The 19,588-nt window shown below is 74.2% G+C and carries 14 protein-coding genes and 1 pseudogene; 7 read left to right on the forward strand and 8 right to left on the reverse strand.

The window, feature by feature from the left end:
* Positions 1–28: 28 nt before the first annotated feature.
* Together DER29_RS31920 and DER29_RS31925 are read right to left on the reverse strand one after the other, a co-directional pair.
* A complete protein-coding gene (locus DER29_RS31920) occupies positions 29–664 on the reverse strand; it encodes a MurR/RpiR family transcriptional regulator (RefSeq protein ID WP_121401326.1) in 636 nt (211 codons plus the stop codon).
* Positions 665–667: 3 nt separating this feature from the next.
* Positions 668–1,366, reverse strand: coding sequence for a GNAT family N-acetyltransferase (locus DER29_RS31925; RefSeq protein ID WP_121401327.1), 699 nt, complete (start codon positions 1,364–1,366; stop codon positions 668–670).
* A gap of 98 nt (positions 1,367–1,464) precedes the next feature.
* Here DER29_RS31925 and DER29_RS31930 point away from each other — a divergent pair, with 98 nt between their 5' ends.
* Positions 1,465–2,616 (forward strand): M20/M25/M40 family metallo-hydrolase, encoded by a 1,152-nt coding sequence (locus DER29_RS31930; protein ID WP_121401328.1) that lies wholly within the window; start codon positions 1,465–1,467, stop codon positions 2,614–2,616.
* A gap of 135 nt (positions 2,617–2,751) precedes the next feature.
* On the opposite strand, the gene DER29_RS31935 is transcribed toward DER29_RS31930, so the two are convergent.
* The gene (locus DER29_RS31935; RefSeq protein WP_233600289.1) at positions 2,752–3,834 is read right to left on the reverse strand and encodes an esterase-like activity of phytase family protein; all 1,083 of its coding nucleotides are present in this window, start codon (positions 3,832–3,834) and stop codon (positions 2,752–2,754) included.
* Between the two features lie 360 nt (positions 3,835–4,194).
* Here DER29_RS31935 and DER29_RS31940 point away from each other — a divergent pair, with 360 nt between their 5' ends.
* The 3 genes from DER29_RS31940 to DER29_RS31950 all read left to right on the forward strand — a co-directional run bounded on the left by DER29_RS31940 (position 4,195) and on the right by DER29_RS31950 (position 9,935).
* Positions 4,195–4,725 (forward strand): adenylate kinase, encoded by a 531-nt coding sequence (locus DER29_RS31940; protein ID WP_121401482.1) that lies wholly within the window; start codon positions 4,195–4,197, stop codon positions 4,723–4,725.
* A gap of 200 nt (positions 4,726–4,925) precedes the next feature.
* Positions 4,926–9,269, forward strand: a complete 4,344-nt coding sequence (locus tag DER29_RS31945) for a S8 family serine peptidase (protein ID WP_148710162.1) — start codon at positions 4,926–4,928, stop codon at positions 9,267–9,269.
* 243 nt (positions 9,270–9,512) lie between these two features.
* Entirely contained in the window at positions 9,513–9,935 is a 423-nt protein-coding gene (locus DER29_RS31950) for a hypothetical protein (protein ID WP_121401331.1), read from the forward strand.
* 102 nt (positions 9,936–10,037) lie between these two features.
* On the opposite strand, the gene DER29_RS34970 is transcribed toward DER29_RS31950, so the two are convergent.
* Positions 10,038–10,355 carry a hypothetical protein gene (locus DER29_RS34970; RefSeq protein WP_199729636.1) on the reverse strand — a complete coding sequence of 106 codons (318 nt, stop codon included), beginning with the start codon at positions 10,353–10,355 and terminating at the stop codon, positions 10,038–10,040.
* On the opposite strand from DER29_RS34970, the pseudogene DER29_RS36440 reads away from it, so the two are divergent.
* Both DER29_RS36440 and DER29_RS34980 read left to right on the forward strand, forming a co-directional pair.
* Positions 10,354–10,494 (forward strand): annotated as a pseudogene (locus DER29_RS36440) (M23 family metallopeptidase); the annotation flags it as partial. The gene DER29_RS34970 and the pseudogene DER29_RS36440 sit on opposite strands and share 2 nt — an antisense overlap.
* Before the next feature lie 182 nt (positions 10,495–10,676).
* Positions 10,677–10,940, forward strand: coding sequence for a peptidoglycan-binding protein (locus DER29_RS34980; protein WP_199729637.1), 264 nt, complete (start codon positions 10,677–10,679; stop codon positions 10,938–10,940).
* 109 nt (positions 10,941–11,049) lie between these two features.
* Here the strand turns inward: DER29_RS34980 and DER29_RS31960 are convergent, their stop codons facing one another.
* Positions 11,050–13,311 (reverse strand): catalase, encoded by a 2,262-nt coding sequence (locus DER29_RS31960; protein ID WP_121401332.1) that lies wholly within the window; start codon positions 13,309–13,311, stop codon positions 11,050–11,052.
* A gap of 115 nt (positions 13,312–13,426) precedes the next feature.
* Between DER29_RS31960 and DER29_RS31965 the strand changes: the two genes are divergently transcribed.
* Entirely contained in the window at positions 13,427–14,326 is a 900-nt protein-coding gene (locus DER29_RS31965; protein WP_121401333.1) for a serine hydrolase, read from the forward strand.
* 49 nt (positions 14,327–14,375) lie between these two features.
* Here DER29_RS31965 and DER29_RS31970 read toward each other — a convergent pair whose 3' ends face one another.
* The 3 genes from DER29_RS31970 to DER29_RS31980 form a co-directional block, all read right to left on the reverse strand.
* Positions 14,376–15,770, reverse strand: coding sequence for an N-acetylmuramoyl-L-alanine amidase (locus DER29_RS31970; protein ID WP_148710163.1), 1,395 nt, complete (start codon positions 15,768–15,770; stop codon positions 14,376–14,378).
* Positions 15,771–16,030: 260 nt separating this feature from the next.
* Positions 16,031–17,470, reverse strand: coding sequence for a hypothetical protein (locus tag DER29_RS31975; protein ID WP_121401335.1), 1,440 nt, complete (start codon positions 17,468–17,470; stop codon positions 16,031–16,033).
* 140 nt (positions 17,471–17,610) lie between these two features.
* The gene (locus tag DER29_RS31980; protein ID WP_233600290.1) at positions 17,611–19,437 is read right to left on the reverse strand and encodes a right-handed parallel beta-helix repeat-containing protein; all 1,827 of its coding nucleotides are present in this window, start codon (positions 19,435–19,437) and stop codon (positions 17,611–17,613) included.
* Between the last annotated feature and the right edge of the window lie 151 nt (positions 19,438–19,588).

The following is a 19,588-nucleotide window of genomic DNA, read 5'->3' on the forward strand; positions in this document are numbered from 1 at the left end:
GCGGTCCCTCCGCCTCGCCTGCGGTCGGTCACGGCTCCTCCTGGTAGAGATCGAGTTCGGCGGCGAGGGCGTCGCGCTCGCGCAGGCGGCGGCCGGCCCCCTTCGAGCTGGCGATGGTCAGGGTGGCGAGCAGGTGCAGCGCGAGCACCACCGAGGTGGGGGAGTTGGCGTAGGAGGCGCTGCCGGTGCCGATGACGATGCGGACGGCGGCGCTCTCGGCCAGCGGCGCGTCCTCGGCGTCGGTGACGAGGACCAGTTGACCGCCGTGCCGGACGTAGGCGGAGGCGACGTCGATGGTCTCGCGCCGGTAGCGCGCCATGCAGACGGCCACGAGCAGGTCGCCCTGGCGGATGTCGCTGAGCAGGTCGAGGGGCCGCAGTGCCGCGCCGTCGACGAGGTGGACGCCGGAGAGCCCGGCGCTGAGGTCGGAAGCGAGCAGGGACGCGAAGCCGAGCGACTTGCCGTGGCCGAGCAGGTACCGTCGCCGGGCCGACACGATGAGCGCCGCGGCCCGCTCGATGGCGTCCTGCTCGGCGGCCCACGCCAGCGCCGTGGCGAACTCGGTGCGTTGCTGCTCCAGGACCCGCTGCTTGAGCACCTGCGCGGACCTGCGCTGCACGTTGCGGTCGAAGCGCTCCGAGGGCGTCGATCTTTTCGTGCTCATGCCTCAATCCTGTGCGAACAGGTAGCTGACGCGGCCGGGGCGCTCCGCCCGCCGCGCGACGCCGACGAGCCGCCCGCCCGCGGCGAACCGGTCGGCCAGCTCCTGGCGCAGTCGCGCCCGGTCGTCGGGCCTCCGCGCGGCGGTACGGTCGTCGGCGGGCGAGTCCACGGCCGCGGGCCCGTGCCCGGGCGCCCGGGTGCCGCCCCCGGGGCGGTCGAGGTCCCACCGGACCAGGACCCGGTCGCTGTCGCCGTCGTCGTAGAAGTCGGGCAGGAAGCGGATCCCGACGGCGCCCAGCACGTTCAGGTTGAAGTGGACGTTGCGCAGCGCGTACGGGTCGAAGGTCCACCGCATCGTGTGCGCGCCCGCGCGTCGTGCCGCCTCGGCCTGGGCGTGCTTGAGCAGGCGCCCGACGCCGCGCCCCTGCGCCCGCGCGTCGACGACGGCCGCCTGCGAGTAGTGGTACAGCTCGCCGTGCTCGACGCCGGTGAAGCCGTAGCAGAAGCCGATGAGGGAGCCGTCCCCGTCGAACGCGCCGACCGCGGTCCCGGCGTTCTCGCGCAGCGCGGCCAGGAGGCGGGGGCTGACGGCGTGCTCGGGGCCCTCGTAACCGAAGACGGCCCGGTAGAGCGCCGAGGCCGCCGTCCACTCGGCGAGCCCGGCGAGGTCTCGCGCCACGATCCCCTGCGGGTCAGCGGTCATCGGCCACTCCCATGTGAAAGATAGCGATCGTATGTGTCCAATGCTGCCGATGTTCGACCCCGTTGACAAGGCCTCATGGTGAACCATACGGTCCGTATGTGTCGTCCTCGCCGTCAGATTCCCGCGCCGCGCTCGACGCGCTGCACCGCTACACGCTGCACGAGTCGCCGACCGGTGACCGGCGGGCGCTGGCCGCGCTGGCCGACGTGCTCGACGCCGACGCGGCCCGCGCCGGCTTCGACACCGCCCGGGTGCCGCACCCGAGCGGCGACCATCTGGTCTGGACCCTCCCCGCGCGGGGGATCCCGGGCGACCCGGTGCTGCTGCTGACCCACTACGACACCGTCTGGCCGGTCGGCACGCTGTCCGGCATGCCGTGGTCCGTCGAGGGAGACGTCGTCCGCGGCCCGGGCGTGTACGACACCAAGGCCGGGATCGTCGCACTGCTCGCGGCGGCGGCACGCGTCGAGCGGCAGAGCGCCCCGCGCCCCGAGATCAGGGTCCTCGTCGTCGCCGACGAGGAGATCGGCTCGCCCACCGCCACCGGACTGGTCCGGGCCGAGGCGGCCCGGGCCCGCGCGGTGCTCGGCCTGGAGCCGCCGCACCCCGGCGGCGACCTCAAGACCGGCCGACGCGGCAGCACCCGGGTCCGCATCGAGGTAACCGGGATCGAGGCGCACGCCGCGCTCGACCCGGACGCCGGAGTCAACGCCATCGACGAGCTCGTCGACCAGCTCGTGCGGCTCCGCGCACTCGTGCGGGGCCGGCCGGTCCTGCTCAACACCGGCACCATCGCCGGCGGGGGGCGGACCAACGTGGTGGCCGGCGAGGCCCACGTCGAACTGGGACTGCGCTTCAGCGACCCGGCGGACGAGGACGCCGTCCTCGCCGGCCTGCGGTCGCTGCGCCCGGTGCGCGACCGCGCCCGGCTCGACACCCGGCTGCTCTCGCACCGGCCCACCTGGCGGCCGGACGAGGCGGGGGCGCACCTGCTCGACCGGATCGTGGGCATCGCCGCCGACCTCGGTCAGGGCAGCCTCGCCGGTCGCCCGGCGGACGGTGCGGCCGACACCAACACGACCGGTGCGCTCGGCCGCCCCACCGTCGACGGGCTCGCCCCGCCCGGTGGCGGCGCACACGCCCGACAGGAGTGGGTCTCGGCGGCCGGCATCGACGCGCGCAGCGACCTGCTGGCCGCCCTGTTCACCGGCCTGCACACCGCGGCTCCGTCCCGGGGGGACGGAGCCTGACCCGGGCGCGCACCCCGGAAGCCGCAGCGGCTGGCACGACCCGGCCCGCCGCGTGGATCCGCCACCCGGCGCACCGGGTGGCGGGACCTGACCCGCCGCGTCCGGGTCGGCGCGACCCGGGTACCCGGTCGCGGGTCAGCGCGACCTGGCGCGCCGGGCGCGAGTCAACGCGAGCAGCCCCACGGCGATCAGCGCCAGCCCGAGCGCTCCGGCCGCCACGAGGTAGGTCCCCACGGCGCCGGGGCGACCGGTTCCGTCGTCGGCGGCGCGGGCCGTCGGCCCGGGCGTGCTGGACGGGGCGGGGGACCCGGCGGCCGCCGGCAGCGGGTAGCGCCGGACCGCGGGCATCGTCCCCGGCGGCTGGTCGGCGGTCTCGGACACGGTGAGCAGCGACCGCCCGTCGCGGCTGTAGGTGACCGACTCGCCCTGCGGCTCGTCGGGCAGCGCGATGATCCGTGGCGTCCCGCCGGTCAACGCAGTGACCACGTCGCCGTCGGTCACGTCGAACTCGTACGCGTCCGCGTAGGTGCGCAGGACGATCCGGTGCCCGTCCGGTGCGGTGGCGGCGCCGGTGACCGCCGTGCGACCGAGCGCCCCGAACGGGTTGCTCGTCGTGGAGGCCGGCAGCCGGACCTGCCCCACCTTCACCAGCGGCGCCGTCGCACCCGTACGCAGGGCGGCGCTCGGCGCGTACAGGTTGGCCGAGTACTTGGTCACGACCACCGGCCGGTCGTCGCCGGTCACGAGCAGGGCCTCGGCGTCGTGCGGACCGTCCGGATAGGCCATGCGGTACAACACCGGCCGGTCGGCTCCCGGCGGCAGCTTCCACACCGCGATCGTCTGCCGCGACCGGTCGTTGTCCCCGATGTCCGCCACCCAGACCGTGCCGTCCGCGCCGACGGCGAGATCCTCGGTGTCGCGCGGCCGGGACGGATAGGACACGGTCCGCACGACGGAGCACCGATCGTCCAGGAAGAAGATGCGGCGGCGGGCCTCGTCGTCCGCGCCGTCGTTGATCATGACGAAGCCGTCGTCCGTGGCGACCATGCCGGAGATCTCGCTCAGCCGGCCGCCACGCACCTCGCACACCGGCGTCCCGGGGGCCGGTGCGGATGTCGGGTCGGCCACGGCACCACCGGGGGCCGTCGCGACGGCGAGGACGACGACCGTCCCCGCCGCGACCCGTAGCCGCCGGGTCCCGTTGCCTCGTCGCCTCACCAGCAGTCCCTTTCAGTGCCGGTCCGCCCCGTCCGGCGATTCGGTGCCGGTGCGCGCACCGGCGATCCACTCCTGCCGACCCGGGCGTCACGCCGTGTGCCGGGACCGGCTGCCGTCCGCCCGGCTCCGGTGCGTCGTCGGCCCCGACGTGAGCGGCGTCCGGGCGCGTGACCAGGAGATGAGTGTATGACCCGGTGGCGCGGCCCCGGTCGCGGCCCGCCGTGCCGCGACGCCGTGCCGGCGACCCGGACCGCCGTCGCCGCGACCGGAACCGGTGGCGCCACCGCCCGCCCGCGTCCGCCCGGATCGAGGCGCCACCGGGCCGGGACCCGACCGGCGTCGGCGGCGTACGCTGCCGCGATGACCGCACCGGCCCGCGTCCTCGTCTACGGGGTGTACGGCGCCGGCAAGTCCACCCTGGCGGCGCGGATGGCCGAGCGCCTCGGCTCGCCGTGGCACCCGGTCGACGACCTGCTGTGGCAGCCGGGCTGGGTGGAGGTGCCGGTCGCGGAGCAGCGCAGCCGGATCGAGGAGGTCTGCCGACGCGACCGCTGGATCCTCGACGGGGCGTACCACGGCTGGCGCGACGTGGTGCTGGCGCGCGCCGACCTGGTCGTCGGCCTGGACTACCCGCGCTGGCTCTCCTTCTGGCGGCTGCTGCGGCGCACCGCCCACCGGCTGGTCAGCGGCGAGGAGATCTGCAACGGCAACCGCGAGTCGCTGCGCAGCGTGCTGTCCCGGGACTCGATCCTGCTGTGGCACGTCACCGCGTTCGGCCGGGCCCGGCGGCGGATGCGCGCCTGGCAGGCCGATCCGGCCGGACCGCCGGTGCTGCTGTTCCGCTCCCCGGCGGCCCTGGAGCGCTGGCTGTCCGAACTGACCCGACGATGAGGACCCGTCCCGCGGGCCCGGCGGGCGGTGTTCCCCCGCGCGCCCCCGGTGAGGTGCGCGGATGGACGGACGCCATTGCCTCGGCCTGCGTGATCACCTAGGTTTCACACGATCGCACCCAGCCGCACCGAGCACTCCCCGGCTCTGGCGAGGCAGCGAGACAGCACCGATCGCGCCGCTCAGTGACTTAGGAGCTCACCGTGGCACATTCCCCCTTCCGAAGAAGGTTCCCCTCCCGTCGGCGGACACCGGCCCGTCTGGTCGCGGCGGTGGCGGCGAGCACCATGCTGCTCGCCGTGGCCCCCGTCCCGGCCGTGGCGGCACCGCTGCCGGCGGGCGACACGACAGCCGAGGCGTCAGCCCGCCCGGCGTCGAGCAAGGCGCAGCCCAAGAGCGGGCTCTGGCTGGTGAAGATGGACAAGCCGTCGGTGGTGGCCGCCTCGCAGGCGAGGCCGGCACGCACCGGCGGGATCGACACCCGGTCCGCGGCGAGCACCTCCTACGCGCAGGAGTTGGCGCGGCAGCAGGACACGCTGGTGGACGAGATGGAGGCGATCCTGGGCCGCTCGGTGCGGGTCGCCCACACCTACCGCAACGTGGTGAACGGCCTGGCGGTCGAGGTCAGCGCGGACGAGGCGGCGCACCTGTCCGGCCTGCCGGGGGTCAGCGCGGTCGTACCCGACGAGGTCCTGGAGCTGACGACCGACACCAGCAACGCGCTGATCCAGTCGCCCGCGGTGTGGGAGGGCAGGACGGCGGAGAACGTCGGCACCCGTGGCGAGGGTGCCATCGTGGGGATCCTCGACTCGGGCATCAACCCCGAGCACCCGTCGTTCGCGGCCGTGGACGGCGACGGCTACCGGCACACCAACCCGTACGGCGCGGGCACGTACACCGGCGTCTGCGCCCCGACCCATCCCCAGCACAAGGCGATCTGCAACGACAAGCTGATCGGCGCCTGGTCGATGGTCGGCACCGACGCCCGGGACGACAACGGCCACGGCAGCCACACCGCCTCGACCGCCGCCGGCAACCGGCACGAGGCGACCATGACCGTCGGCACCAGCACGCACAAGATCACCGTCTCCGGGGTCGCGCCGCGGGCCAACGTCATCTCGTACAAGGTCTGCATGGCCCTCGGCTGCCTCTCCTCGGCGACGATCGCCGCCGTGGACCAGGCGATCGCCGACGGCGTGGACGTCCTCAACTACTCGATCTCCGGTCGCGACGACCCGTGGAAGGACCTCGTCGACCAGGCGTTCCTGGAGGCGTACTCGGCCGGCATCTTCGTCGCCGCCTCCGCCGGCAACAGCGGCCCGGGCGCCAGCACCGTCGCGAAGACCGCGCCGTGGAACATGTCCGTGGCCGCGGTCAGCCACGAGCGGGTCATCGCCCACCGGCTCGACGTGACGGGCCCGACGCCCGTCCCGGCGGCGCTCACCGGCATCGCCGCCGTGATCGGGGAGAACTCGCCGAACCCGCCCATCGAGGGTGAGATCCGGTACTCCGGCACCGTCGACGCGAACAACGTGCAGGCCTGCGTTCCGTTCCCGGCAGCGGCGTTCAGCGGCAAGGTCGCCCTGCTGCCCCGGGGCGGCTGCGACTTCTCCGTGAAGGTCAAGAACGCCACCGCCGCCGGCGCGACCGGCGTGGTCGTGCACAACCAGTACAGCGGCCCGCCGATCACGATGGGCGCGCTCGCCGGGACCAGCATCCCCGCCGTGATGGTCTCCCTCGCCGACGGGCAGCGGCTGCGCGACCACGCGGCGGCCACCGACGGCCCCGTCACCGTGCGCGTCGACCCCGGCAGCGAGGTGCTGCGCGACGGCGACTGGACCGACGTCGTGGCCGACTTCAGCTCGCGCGGACCCAGCAAGTTCGACATGCTCGCGCCCACCGTTGCGGCCCCGGGCCGCAACATCCTCGCCGCCACCATGGCGGCGAAGGACAACCCGGCCACGTACGCCTTCATGCAGGGCACGTCCATGTCGTCGCCGCACGTCGCCGGCGCCGGCGCGCTGCTGGCGGCGCTGCACCCCGACTGGTCGCCGACGCGGATCCGGTCCGCGCTGGCGGTCACCGCGGACCGCGACGGGGTGGTCAAGGAGGACGGCCGCACGCCGGCCGACGCGTTCGACATCGGCTCCGGCCGGATCAACCTGGCCCAGGCCGCCCGGACCGGCATCGTGCTCGACGAGACCGCCGCGAACTTCGTCGCGGCCAACCCCGACGCCGGTGGCGACCCGCAGGCGCTGAACCTGCCGGCCGTAGTCGAGCACCACTGCCTCAAGGTCTGCACCTTCACCCGGACGGTGTCCAGCGTGGCCAAGGTGGCCGCGACCTACCAGGTGGCGCCGCAGGCCCCGACCGGGGCGCGGATCACGGTCGCGCCGACGCGGTTCACCCTGGCGCCCGGCGCCAGCCAGCAGCTGACCGTCACCGTGGACGTCACCGGGACCGCCCGCAAGAACTGGCTCTTCGGCGCGATCGACCTGACCACCGACGCCCGGCACGCGCCGGACGGGCAGCCGATCGCCCAGGCGCACTTCCCGGTCGCCGTCCTTCCCGCGGCCCCGGACCTGACGGTCGACAAGACCGAGCTGAGCTCCAGCATGGACGTCGCGCAGAACGAGAGCCACACCGTCAAGGTGGGCAACGCCGGCGGCGCCGAACTCACCTGGCGGGCGACCGGCGACGGCGCCGACTGCGCCTGGCCGACCTGGGTCAAGGTGACCCCGGCGCAGGGCACCCTTGGCGCGTTCAAGAGCCAGGACATCCAGATCACGCTCGACTCGACCGGCCTGGACGACGGTGGCGTGTTCCGGGCCGACCTGTGCCTGGCCAGCAACGACCAGGACCAGCCGACGACGACGATCGCGCTGGAACTGACGGTGGTGCCGGTGCCGAAGATCGAGGTGGCACCGAAGTCGCTCTCCGCACGGCAGCCGGCCGGGCTGGTCACCAGCCAGAAGTTCGCGGTACGCAACGCCGGGCACGGCGTGCTGGACTGGCGGCTGGACGACCCGGACGCCGGCCCGAGCGACGAGCGGATCCAGCTCCTGCGTGACGGTGTCCTGCTGATCCCCAACTCGGGCAGCGCGACCCGTGGGGTGATGGCGTTCGATCCGCAGACCGGCAAGCAGATCGACCCGCAGTTCATCCCGCACTTCAAGTTCGACCCGACCAGCAACCTCTACACGCCGTTCCAGGTCGTCGCCAAGCCGGACGGCAGCGGCTTCCTCATGTCCGACCAGGTCAACTCGGTGGTCACCGAGCACGGCCTGGACGGCAGCTTCCGGCGCGTCTTCGCCCCCGCCGCCGGTGCGGGAGATCCGACGGTCATGGGCAACACCCGGGGCATCGCGCTCTCGCCGCGCGGCACCGTGCTGGTGACGGTCGCCTCCCAGGCGAACGCCAACTCGGTGGTCGAGTTCGACGCCGACGGGAAGTTCCTGGGTACGTTCGTCGCGCCGGGGGCCGACGGGCTGAAGGGACCGTGGGGCATCCTGTTCCGCGGCGACGACGTGCTCGTCTCGGCCAGCGACAGTGACGCCATCCACAGCTTCAAGAAGGACGGCTCCGCCGCGAACGCCCGCTTCTTCCAGGGGCTGAGCTGGCCCGGCCAGCTCGTGGAGCTGCCGAACGGCAACGTGCTCGCGGCGAGCTGGGGCAGCGGCTCCACCCCGGGAGTCTGGGAGATGGACCGCGACGGCAAGCTGATCGGCGTCTACACGCCGCCCGGCGGAAGCGGATACCAGGGCGTCCACCCGCTCGGTAACGGCAACATCCTGACCACCAGCTCCAAGGGGGTCCACGAGATCGACCGCTCCGGCCGCCTGGTCGAGGTCGAGAACGACAAGGGTGCTGCCCGGTTCATCACCCACGTCCGGCTGCCCGACCTGCAGCCGTGCGTGACGCCCGACGAGGTGCCGTGGCTGACGGCGTCCCGCACGTCGGCCGGCACCGGTGCCGGCCGGTCCACCGAGGTGACGCTCTCGATGGACAGCACCGGGCTGGCCGCCGGTACCTACCGGGCCCAGCTCTGCGTCACCAGCGACGACCCGTCCAACCCGCTGACGACGTTGCCGGTGACGCTCGAGGTCACCGACCAGACCTGCGCCCAGGTCGTCAGCGGTGAGCGTCGGGGTCCGCTGCCGGTCAACGGTGGGGTGACCTGCCTCGCGCCGGGCGCCACGGTGTTCGGACCGGTCAACGTCGCGAAGGGCGCGGGCCTGATCGCGCTCGACGCCAGCGTCAGCGGCCCGGTGACCGCCACCGGGGCCACGGTGGTGGAGTTGACGGGCAGCACGGTCGACGGCCCGCTGTCGGTCACCGGCGTCACCGGTTCGGTGCTGATCAGCGGGACGCGGGTGACCGGGCCGGTCAGCGTGGTCGACAGCCGCACCGGCGACACGCCGGTCGTGGTGTCCGGCAACCGGATCGACGGGCCGCTGCGGTGCGTCGGCAACCAGCCGCCACCGGTGGACGGCGGGGTGGCCAACACGGTCAGCGGCCCGACGTCCGGCCAGTGCCGCGGGTGGTGAGCGGACCTCCCGACCCGGCCCGTCGGTGACGGGGCCAGGCCCGCCGGTGCGATCGCCGTCGCGACCGCACCGGCGGGCCGCCGTCCTCGACTGCGGCGGCCCTTCCCGCCGCAACGACCGCCGTCCGACACGTGGCCACCGCCGACCCGGCCCCCGCGCGTGCGCCCGGGTGCGAAGGATCCGCCCGCGCGGTGAGTACGCGGGCTCACGTCCCGCGGCCATGCCTCCGCCAGGCTGTACGGCATGACCTCGTCGACACCCGCCGCCCGGTCCCGGTACGCCGTCGTGCTCCTGACGGTGGTCTGGGTGGGGGCGTGCCTGGCGTTGCTGTGGTGGTTGTTCACCATCGGCATGGAAGGGTGGGCCGACCACCACTCGAACGGTGGGGCGCGGGCGGCGGAGATCGGGCGGCGCTCCGCCCGGGCGCTGCTGTTCCTGGCGGCGACGGCAGCGGGCGGGCCGGCCGTCATCGCGCTGCTGGCGTTCGGCTGCCGGTACCGCCGCACCGGGCTGGTCTACCTGTTCCTGGCCGTCGTGGTCGCGGCGGCGCTCACGCCGGCGGTCGTGGATGCCGCGCGTACCCTCAGGCCGCCGGCCGCGCCCGTCCCGGCGCCGACGACCTGCCAGGAGCACAGCGGCGGTGACAACCGCTGCCCGGGCGGCTGAGCGGCCTGGCGGTGCGGGTTGCGGCACCGGACGGGACGTCGCCCGTGACCCGACGCGGTGGCGGAGCGGGCGGTCGACAGATTCATTTGTGGCTATGTATTGTCACTGGCCGACCGGCGTACCGATCAGCAGGAGCACGCGATGGACCGTCTCGACCAACCCGGATGCTGCGGCGACGGCCCGGCGGCCGCCGGTGTCGACCGCCGCGTGGTGCTGCTCGGCGCCGCCCTCGGCGCGGGCGCCCTGGCCGGGCTGGCCGTTCCCGGCCGCGCGTACGCCGCGCCCGCCATCCACAACCCCTTCTCCGGCTACCCCGTCACCGGCACCTGGCAGGACCACCTGAACCGGGGTTCGCTCGGCGGCGTCGACTTCGGCATGCCGGTCGGCACCCGCCTGCGGCGCGGGCACCATCCAGAACATCCCGTACAACGGTACGGGTGGGCACACGGTCACCATCCAGCACGCGGACGGGTACCGCAGCCAGTACATGCACCTGTCGCAGTTCCTGCTCGGCAACGGCGCGGCCGTGTCCAGCGGCACCGTCGTCGGTCTCTCCGGCGGCGCGGCCGGCGCGCCGGGCTCGGGCTCGTCGACCGGGCCGCACGTCCACTGGCACATGATCAACCCGCCGGCGTACGCATCAACCCGCTGGCCTACATCGGTCAGAACCCCGCACCCGGGCGACTGCCCAAGACCTCCACCGAGCAGGACGGCATCCCCGGCACCATCTTCTACCAGCGCATGCAGAACTGGCTGCGGCTCACCGCCGGTTACACCGGCCCCATCGACGGCGCGCCCGGGCCGGGCACCTACGCCGCCCTCCAGCGGGCCATGCGGGCCTACGGCTACACCGGACCGATCGACGGCCAGCCCGGCCCGAACACCTGGCGCGCCGTGCAGCGCCTCGCCTCCGGCCACGGCTACACCGGCCCGATCGACGGGGTCATGGGGCCCAACTCGTGGCGCGGCTTCGCCCGCTTCCTCAACCAGGACAGGTGGGACTGACCGCGACAGCCCCGCCGCACCCACCGCACGGGCGGCGGCGCGGCGCGGACGCGACGAGGGCCGTCCTCCCGGTGCTGCGGGGGACGGCCCTCGTCGGCGGACGAGCGCGTCAGGCGACCGAGGCGGGGAACCTCTCCCACACCCGGTGGGCGGCCAGCAGCTGCTGCACGGCGGTGAGGACCTCGGCGCCGGAGCCGCCCGTGACGACGCCGGGCGTGCCGGCGACCCCCGCCTGCCGCAGCACGTCGACGCCGGCGCCCCACGCGCCGATCGCCTTGGCGTGCCGCCAGCACTCCTCGACCAGAAGCAGCACCCGCGGATCCACGGCGGCGGCGTCCGCCGCGCCGGCCTTGGCGTCGCGCGCCGGCGACGCGTCCGGCGCGGGCGCCGGCGCCCCGGCCAGCAGGAGCACGTCGAACTCGACCGAGCGGCCGGTGGCGAAGGTCCGCTGCACGGGCAGGCCGCCCACCAGGCCGCCGTGCGGGGCGACGAGGAGCGGCACCATGCCGGCCGCGAGGACCGCCCCGCGTACCTCGTCGACGCCGTCGAGCCTGGCGGCGGGGTCGACGACGATGCCCACGGTGCGGCCGTCGGCCGGCCACTGCCTGCCCACCTGCGACAGCGCGGGGCTGGGCGCGGGGTCGACGAGCGGCACGGTCGGCTCCGGCGCGGGCAGACCCAGCCCGGTGGCGACCTCCGCGCACAGCGCCGGGTCGATGTTGGCGAGGCACCGGAGCTGGCGCTCCCGGATCGCCTGGTGGTAGCACTTGCCCAGCTCGAAGGTGTAGGCGCGGACGATGTGCTCCTTCTCGACCGGCGACATGCTCAGCCAGAACAGGCGGACCTGGCTGTAGTGGTCGTCGAACGAGACCGGGTTGGCGCGTACCTTGGGCGCCTCCGTCACCGTCACCGGCACGTCGACGAACGCGCCGTCCTCGTCGCCGGCCGGGAAGGGGTTGCCGCCGTCGAGCGAGTTCGGCCGGTACGGTGCGACCCCGGCGTGGACGGCCTGCTGGTGGAAGCCGTCGCGCAGCATGTCGTTGACCGGGGCGTGTGGGCGGTTGATCGGGATCTGCGAGAAGTTCGGCCCGCCCAGCCGGGTGAGCTGCGTGTCGACGTACGAGAAGAGCCTGCCCTGCAACAGCGGGTCGTTCGTGACGTCGATGCCCGGCGGCAGGTGGCCGACGTGGAAGGCGACCTGTTCGGTCTCGGCGAAGAAGTTCGTCGGCGTCCGGTTGAGCGTCAGCTTCCCGACCGGCTGCACCGGCGCCAGCTCCTCCGGCACGATCTTGGTCGGGTCGAGCAGGTCGATCCCGGCGAAGGTCTCCTCGGGAGTGTCGGGAAAGACCTGGAGGCCCAGCTCCCACTCGGGGAAGGCGCCGGCCTCGATGGCGTCGTAGAGGTCCCGGCGGTGGAAGTCCGGGTCCACGCCGCCGAGCAACTGCGCCTCCTCCCAGGTCAGGGAGTGCACGCCCAGCTTGGGCTTCCAGTGGAACTTGGCCAGCGCCGTCTCGCCGGCGGCGTTGACGAGCCGGAACGTGTGGACGCCGAAGCCCTCCATCATCCGGTACGAGCGCGGGATGCCCCGGTCGGACATGTTCCACATGGTGTGGTGCTGCGCCTCGGTGTGCAGGGAGACGAAGTCCCAGAAGGTGTCGTGCGCGCTCTGCGCCTGCGGGATCTCCCGGTCGGGGTGCGGCTTGCCGGCGTGGATGATGTCGGGGAACTTGATGGCGTCCTGGATGAAGAAGACCGGCATGTTGTTGGCGACCAGGTCGAAGGTGCCCTCGTCGGTGTAGAACTTCGTCGCGAAGCCGCGGGTGTCGCGGACCGTGTCGGCCGAGCCGCGCGAACCGAGGACGGTGGAGAACCGCACGAAGACGTTGGTCGACCTGCCCTTCGCCAGGAAGCCGGCCTTCGTCACACCCTCGGCCGTGCCGTAGGCCTCGAAGACGCCGTGCGCGCCGGCCCCACGCGCGTGCACGACGCGCTCGGGAATGCGCTCGTGGTCGAAGTGGGTGATCTTCTCGCGCAGGTGGTGGTCCTGGAGCAGGACCGGACCGCGCGGCCCGGCCTTCAGCGAGTGGTCCGTGTCGCGCAGCCGCGCCCCCTGCGACGTCGTGAGGAAGGCGCCCTGCTGACCGTTCGCCGTCGTCGGCGCGCCGGTCGCCGCGCCGGTCGGCGTACGGGTCTCCGGGGCGCCCTGTTCCTTCTTGGGCGGCAGCGGATCGTGTGGCGTCGTCGGCTCCTCGACGCTTGGCGGGGCGCTGCCCGGCGCGCCGGGCACGTCCGGGGTCAGCGCGTCGGCCACCTTCCCGGCTGCGGCCTCCACCACGTCCTTGACCGCCTTGGCGGGCTTGCTGGCATCCATCTGGCGAGTTCCTCCACGAAAACGTTTGTTGAGCAGGCGTCCTGGCCCGTACCCCGAGCCGGGCGGCGGAAACGGGGACGCGCCGGCGGACCGCGGTCTCGCGTATCGTCCGCCCGTGAGCGCCGACCTACTCGACGACTTCGTGCGGGCGGACCGCGACCGTGCGCTGGGCACGTACGGCATCCGCGTCCACCGCGAGGGCCGCCCGCCCGTGGAACACCGCTTCCGCTCCGACGACCGGGTGAACCTGTACTCCGTCGCGAAGACGTTCACGTCCGTGGCCGTGGGGCTGGCCGAGGCGGAGGGGCGGCTGAGTCTCGACGACCGCCTCCTGGACCACCTGCCCGAGCTGCGGCCGATCGCCGCCGACGGGCTCGGTGCGGTCACGCTCCGCCAACTGTTGACGATGACCAGCGGCACCAGCCACCGCTGGTTCGCCGACGAGCGGATCACCGCCGCCGACCTGCTCCACGAGATCGTCTCCGCGCCGCTCACCGCCGCGCCCGGCACCCGCTTCGCCTACACGGGTTCGGGCCCGTACGCCCTCGGTCGGGTGGTCGCCCGGGTCACCGGGGCCGACCTGCGCTCGTTCCTGCTGCCGCGCCTGTTCGCGCCGCTGGACCTGCACGACCCGCCCTGGCACACGTGTCCGCTGGGTCATCCCCTCGCGGAGAGCGACCTCTTCCTCCGTACCGAGGAACTCGCGCGTTTCGCCCAGCTGCTGGTGCAGGAGGGCCGGTGGAACGGCCGGCAGGTGCTGCCCGCGCGGTACGTGCGGCGGATGGCGGGGGAGCGGGTCGACACGAGCGCCGTCACGTACGGCGAGCCGTACACCCACGGATACGGGCTGGGCGTGTGGATCGACCCGGCCGACACGTACCGGCTGGACGGCCGCTACGGCCAGTACGTGGTGGTCAGCCCCGCGCGGCGGGCCGCCGTCACGGTGACCGCGCACGCGGAGCGCGACCAGGAGCTGCTCGCCGCGATCCACGAACTCGTCGTCGCGCGGCTGTGACGCGCCGGTGCCGTCCACCCGCGGGAGTGGACGGCACCGGGCGTGGTGGTCAGCAGCGTGGCACGCCGGGGATGAAGCCGTCGTGGCCGGTCAGGACGTACGCGTCTGAGACGTACCGGTTGGTGCCGATGCGGTCCCAGACGTTGCTCGTGCCGTAGGGGCCGGTCACCGTGGTGCCGACGGCCTGGCAGTAGATGCTGACGGTCGCGCCGTCGGCGACGGTACCCACGACGGCGTAGCCGGTGCCGGGCCCGGAGCGCACGTTGAGGCTCACCCCCTCGGTGTTCACCGTGCCGGAGCCGACACCGGTCTGCTGGTTCACCAGCTGCATGTAGTAGGCCCAGTTCCAGTTCGGGCCCGGGTCGGTGTGGGTGGCCCCGGGCACCTCGTTGTGGCCGATGATGTGCGTCCTGGTCTTCGGGATGCCGTACTTGTTGGCGAGGCTGCGGGTCAGCGTCGCCGACGCCCGGTACATCGCGTCGGTGAACCAGGCCGCGTTGTCGACGTACCCCTCGTGCTCGATGCCGATGGACTGGGTGTTGTAGGTCCAGTTGCCCGCGTGCCAGGCGATGTCCTTCTCCCGCACCGACTGGGTGACCGCCCCGTCGGAGGAGCGGAACGTGTAGTGCGCGCTGGCCTGGGCGGCCGGGTTCTGGAACCAGCTGATCGAGCCGGCGTAGCTGCCCTGCGTCACGTGGATGACGATGTACCTGACGGAGTGGCTGGTGGGTCGGCTGGCCACCGTGTAGTTGCTGGTGCTCGCCGGCGCCCACGCGGCCGGCCCGTAGTCGGTGCTGAGGATCCCGACCTCGTCCGACGCGGCGCCCGGCAGGTCCCGCTCCGGGGCCACCTGGCGGCCGGGGACCTTCGCCACCCCGGCGTGACCGGTCTCGAAGCCGGCGCCGAGCAGGTCGTAGACGGCGTCCGCGTAGAGGCGGGCGAGCGACGGTTGGGACGCGCCGCCGTAGCGGGCGACCGGGGCGTACCACTCGTCGACGTCGTCGCGCTCGGCCGCGGTCAGGCCCGCCCGGTCGGCGTAGGAGCGCAGGACGGCGGCCGCTCCGGCGATGTTCGCGGCGGGGTCGGTGCGCAGCGCGGCACGGCTGAGCCCGGTCAGCGTGGCCGCCTCGTCCAGGGTGTGCAGCCTGGGGTTGCTGACCAGGTGCATCATGCCGTAGCCGCCCGCCGCGCTCGGGGCGCCGCCGTGTCCGTCCAGGCGGGTCTCGGCGTAGCCGAGGGCGACGAGCAGGTCGCGGGGGACGTCGTACCGACCGGCGGCGGTGTCGAAGGCGGTGGCCAGCCGGGCGGACGCCGGTGGGGCACCCTCCGGGGCGGCCGACACCGGCGCGGGGGCCAGGGCTGATTCGGCAGTCAGGACCAGGGTCGCGGCCAGCATGGCGCTGAGCAGCCCACGCCTGCGTCGCGCGGCGGGTCGAGCAGTCATCTGCACCCCTCCAGATATCCGCCGCCATCGATGAATATCGGCGGGTGGCGGTACCGTACACCGCGACGGGTGTTGATGTAAACGGGTGCCAGGCCGATGTAACTGGATGGCGGAAACCTTCATCGGCGGACGCGTCGAGCCGTCCGTGGGCGCCTGCGCACCGAGGAAGCGGGCGCGGCGGCGCGGTCCCGGCCCCCTCGACCTGCTGAGCTACCGCCGGCCGGTGGTGCCTGCGGCGGTGCGCGCCCTGCTGAGCGGCGTCACGAACCGCCGACGCGGGGCACGACCGGGCGGACCGCGACCGGGGCGCCCGGTCGCCCGCCCGCGCGCGACCGGTACTCGGGGACGCCCACGCAGGTGAAGAGCAGCGCCGCGAGGTCGTCCGGCTCGCCCAGCAGCCCTGGGACGTCCGAGTCGAGAAAGGTCATGCCGGAGGCGCCCGCGCCGAGGGCGTACGCCGCGAGGTGCAGCCGGCCCTCGACGAGCCCGGTGGCGAGCTGGGCGTCGCGGTAGCCGCGGTCGTCGAGGGTCGACAGCGGCGCGGCGGCGACGACGACGTAGGCCGCGTCGCCGGCGAGCGCCTGGTCCAGGCAGACCCGGAGCAGCTCGTCGCGCAGGTCACCGGTGCGCAGCGGCGCCGACAGGTCGGGCCACCGGTAGAGGCCGGGCGGCACCCCGTCGACCCCGTGCACGGCGACCCAGTGCGGCACCGGCACGCCGCGCAGGGCCGCCGCCAGGGGCCATTCCAGCAGGGCGCGCGGCAGCGTCCGGGACCTGTCCATCCGCCGCTGCGAGCCGCGCCGCCGGACGACCTCGTCGAGCGGGTCGGACGGCGGGTGCGCCGGCAGCGGCTCCGCCCGCGGCCAGGGCGCGCCGAGCACGTCCCGGTCGCCCGCGCGCTGGGCGGCGGTGCACAGCGGCAGCTCGACCGGCGGCAGCTCACCGGGGACCGCCGGCCCGGTGGGCCCGATCGCCGGCGCACCGTCGCCGAGGGACAGCAGGGCCAGCGGGTACTCGTGCACCCCGTCCGCGCCGACGAGCGCGCGCACGGTGGCGTCCGGGAAGAGCGACCGCAGCCGCGGCGACAGGCCGGCGCTGTCGGCGGCCGCCGACAACTGGGACAGCAGCGTGCCGGCGTCCCAGTAGAGGTGCCGCCAGCCGCGCTCGGCGTAGCGCCAGCCCGTGCGCCACGGCACGCCCGTGACCACCAGCGTCGTGACCGCCCCGGTCGCGGCGGGGGCCACCTGGACGAGCGCGTGCCGCCGCGCGTCGTACCAGTGCACGCCGTCCGGCACCCCCGCGACGCCCCGGGTGCTCGCGTAGACCTCCAGCGGGAACCGCGCCCCCGCCGAGCCGGAGGCGCGGTAGAGGAAGGGGCGGCCGTTGCGCTCGGCGGTGCGCACGACGCCGGCGCCGAGGAAGAGCACGCGGCCGAGCTGCGCCGCGTCGAGCGGCTGCGCGGGGGACGCGACGCCGGCCAGCACGGCGGTCGCGGGGACGCCGGGGTCGGGCAGGTCGCGCGGCAGGGCGAGGACGGCGGGACCCTCCGGGTAGCCCTTCATGGGCGGCGGCAGGGTCTCGGGGTCGTTCGGGACGAGGTCCTGGCGGACGCGCGGGTCGTCCACGGGCACGTCCCACTCGCGGCTCGGCTCGTAGGACGTCAGCCGGTGCAACAGCCCGGCGCCGGTGTCGAGGTCCATCCGGTCATCCTGCCAGCGCGCGGCGCCGGACGGTGGCCCCGACGGGCGACCCGCACGGCACGGTCCCGCGCCGGTGCGGGAGGCCGCCGGGCGGCCGGGGAGCCGGCGGAGCCACCGCCGACCGCCCCGGCCGGTCCGGCTCAGATCCGGGCGCCGACGTCCGCGCCGTTGGCCGGGCGCAGGAACGAGGAGGTGGGGATGGCACCGTCCGCCGTACGGGGGCCGGTGATCGTGGCCGGGTCCGTGCTGACGAGCGACCACGTCCCGCCGAGGTTCCACGAGTTGCCGGAGCCGGTGGAGGCGCCGAGCGACACGTCGGTGGTGTTGCCGACCGCGAGGTTGCGGGTGAGCACCGAGGCGGAGCGCGACACGTTGAAGCCGTCCTTGCCGTTGTCCCAGGCGGTGTTGCGCTCGAAGACCAGCGAACCCGGGTTGCCGTTGTCGATGAACCCGCCGGCCGAGTTGCCCCAGGCCATGCTGTTGCGGGTGACGTGGGCGACCGCCGGGCGCGGATCCGTGCCGCCGCCGTTCTTGAACCCGTTGCCGTCCCCGGTGTAGTCGGGCAGGCCCCAGTAGTTGTAGCCGTTGTCGTAGGCGACGCTGTTCTCGATGAGCACGGGCGACAGGAACAGCCAGGCGTCGAAGCCGTCGTCGGCGTTGCGCCACAGCCGGGCGCCCCGGACGACGTTGCCCGTCCCGGAGCCCTCCTTGATGGCCAGACCGTCCGCGCTCTCGCCGTTCTTGCGCGGGTCGCGGTTGCCGTAGCTGTCGAGATCGACGACGTGGTTGCCCGACGAGGCGCCCTGCAGGTGCAGGCCGGTCTCGTAGTTGTCCCGGGTCACCAGGCGCTCGTAGCGGCCGTTGTTGGTGTCCACCCCGAAGATGCCGTACGGGCCGTTGACGATCTCCAGGTCGACGAATCGCCACCAGTCGCCCTCGACGTGCAAGGCGCCCCGGTCGGCGCGGGGGATCGAGGAACCCACGGCCCCGGGGGTGTACGGCATGTTCTCGCCGTCGATGATCACGCGCTCGCCCTGGTAGGCGGTGAGGGTGATCGGCTGGGACTCAGTGCCGTCCTTGAGGATCTTGATGGTGCTGGCCGGCGCGTAGGTGCCTGCGCGCACGGCGATGGTCCCGCCGGGCTGCACGAGGTCGTGGGCGCGCTGGATGGTCCGCAGCGGCTGGGCCAGGGTGCCCGGGGCGGCGTCGTCGCCGTTCGTGGCGACGACCAGGGTGCCGGCGGCCGGCGGCGGCGTGGTCGGGGGCGGCGTGGTCGGCGGGGGCGTGGTCGGGGGAGCGGTGGTCGGGGCGGCGGTGGTCGGCGGGGTGGTCGGGCCGGTGCCGCCGGAGCTGACCACCACGTCGTCGAAGCTCGCGCCGGCGTGAGCGGTGACCAGCGCGATCCGCCCGGCGCCGGTCAGGGTGCCGTTCGCGTCGCCGACCCGCACGCCGTCGACGAATCCGCGCACGGTGCTGCCGGCGGCCTCGATCCGCAGCGTGTGCCACGCGCCGGTGGCGCCGACGCCGGCCGCCGAGCCGAGCACGGTGATCGCGCTGCCGTTGACGGCCTGGAGTTCCGCGCGGCCGTCGGCCAGCAGCGACAGCCGGTACATCTTCGTGGAGCTGCTGGCCCGGGCGGCGATGGCGACGAGACCGCCGGGCCCGTACGAGGCCGGCTTGACCCGGGCCCGTACCTCGTAGTCGGTCCAGCTCGTCTGCCCGGCGAACATCCGGGCCAGCTCGCTACCGGTGTTCGACTGGCGGAGCACCGGCGAACCGTCGGTGGTCACCGACCAGGTTCCGCCCGACTTCGACCAGCCGCCGCTGTCGCCGTCGCCGAAGTCGTCGGAGAAGAGGGTGGCGGCGTGGGCCGTCGAGACCACGGTCGCGGCCAGGGCGAGCGCGGTCGCCGACACGCCGACCGCGGCGGCCGCGCCGCGGGTACGTCTGATGCGCCTGTCACGCACGGGGGTCCTCCTGGTGCGGGAGCGGTCCGGGCTGGCCGGCGGCGGCGGTGCGCCGTCCGGCGGGGAGCCGGACCATGCGGGAAAGGGCTTTCCCTCCGTGACGCTAGAGCCGCCCGGACATCGACGTCAACGTTTGTCGATTGCAGGAATG

This window comes from Micromonospora sp. M71_S20, from assembly GCF_003664255.1.
Lineage (GTDB): Bacteria > Actinomycetota > Actinomycetes > Mycobacteriales > Micromonosporaceae > Micromonospora.

Excerpts from the sequence above, each read along its gene's own strand:
- DER29_RS31920 (WP_121401326.1), bottom strand. The coding sequence starts at position 664 with ATGAGCACGAAAAGATCGACGCCCTCGGAGCGCTTCGACCGCAACGTG.
- DER29_RS31925 (WP_121401327.1), bottom strand. The coding sequence starts at position 1,366 with ATGACCGCTGACCCGCAGGGGATCGTGGCGCGAGACCTCGCCGGGCTC.
- DER29_RS31940 (WP_121401482.1), top strand. The coding sequence starts at position 4,195 with ATGACCGCACCGGCCCGCGTCCTCGTCTACGGGGTGTACGGCGCCGGC.
- DER29_RS31950 (WP_121401331.1), top strand. The coding sequence starts at position 9,513 with ATGACCTCGTCGACACCCGCCGCCCGGTCCCGGTACGCCGTCGTGCTC.
- DER29_RS34970 (WP_199729636.1), bottom strand. The coding sequence starts at position 10,355 with ATGTTCTGGATGGTGCCCGCGCCGCAGGCGGGTGCCGACCGGCATGCC.
- DER29_RS34980 (WP_199729637.1), top strand. The coding sequence starts at position 10,677 with ATGCAGAACTGGCTGCGGCTCACCGCCGGTTACACCGGCCCCATCGAC.
- DER29_RS31960 (WP_121401332.1), bottom strand. The coding sequence starts at position 13,311 with ATGGATGCCAGCAAGCCCGCCAAGGCGGTCAAGGACGTGGTGGAGGCC.
- DER29_RS31970 (WP_148710163.1), bottom strand. The coding sequence starts at position 15,770 with ATGACTGCTCGACCCGCCGCGCGACGCAGGCGTGGGCTGCTCAGCGCC.
- DER29_RS31975 (WP_121401335.1), bottom strand. The coding sequence starts at position 17,470 with ATGGACCTCGACACCGGCGCCGGGCTGTTGCACCGGCTGACGTCCTAC.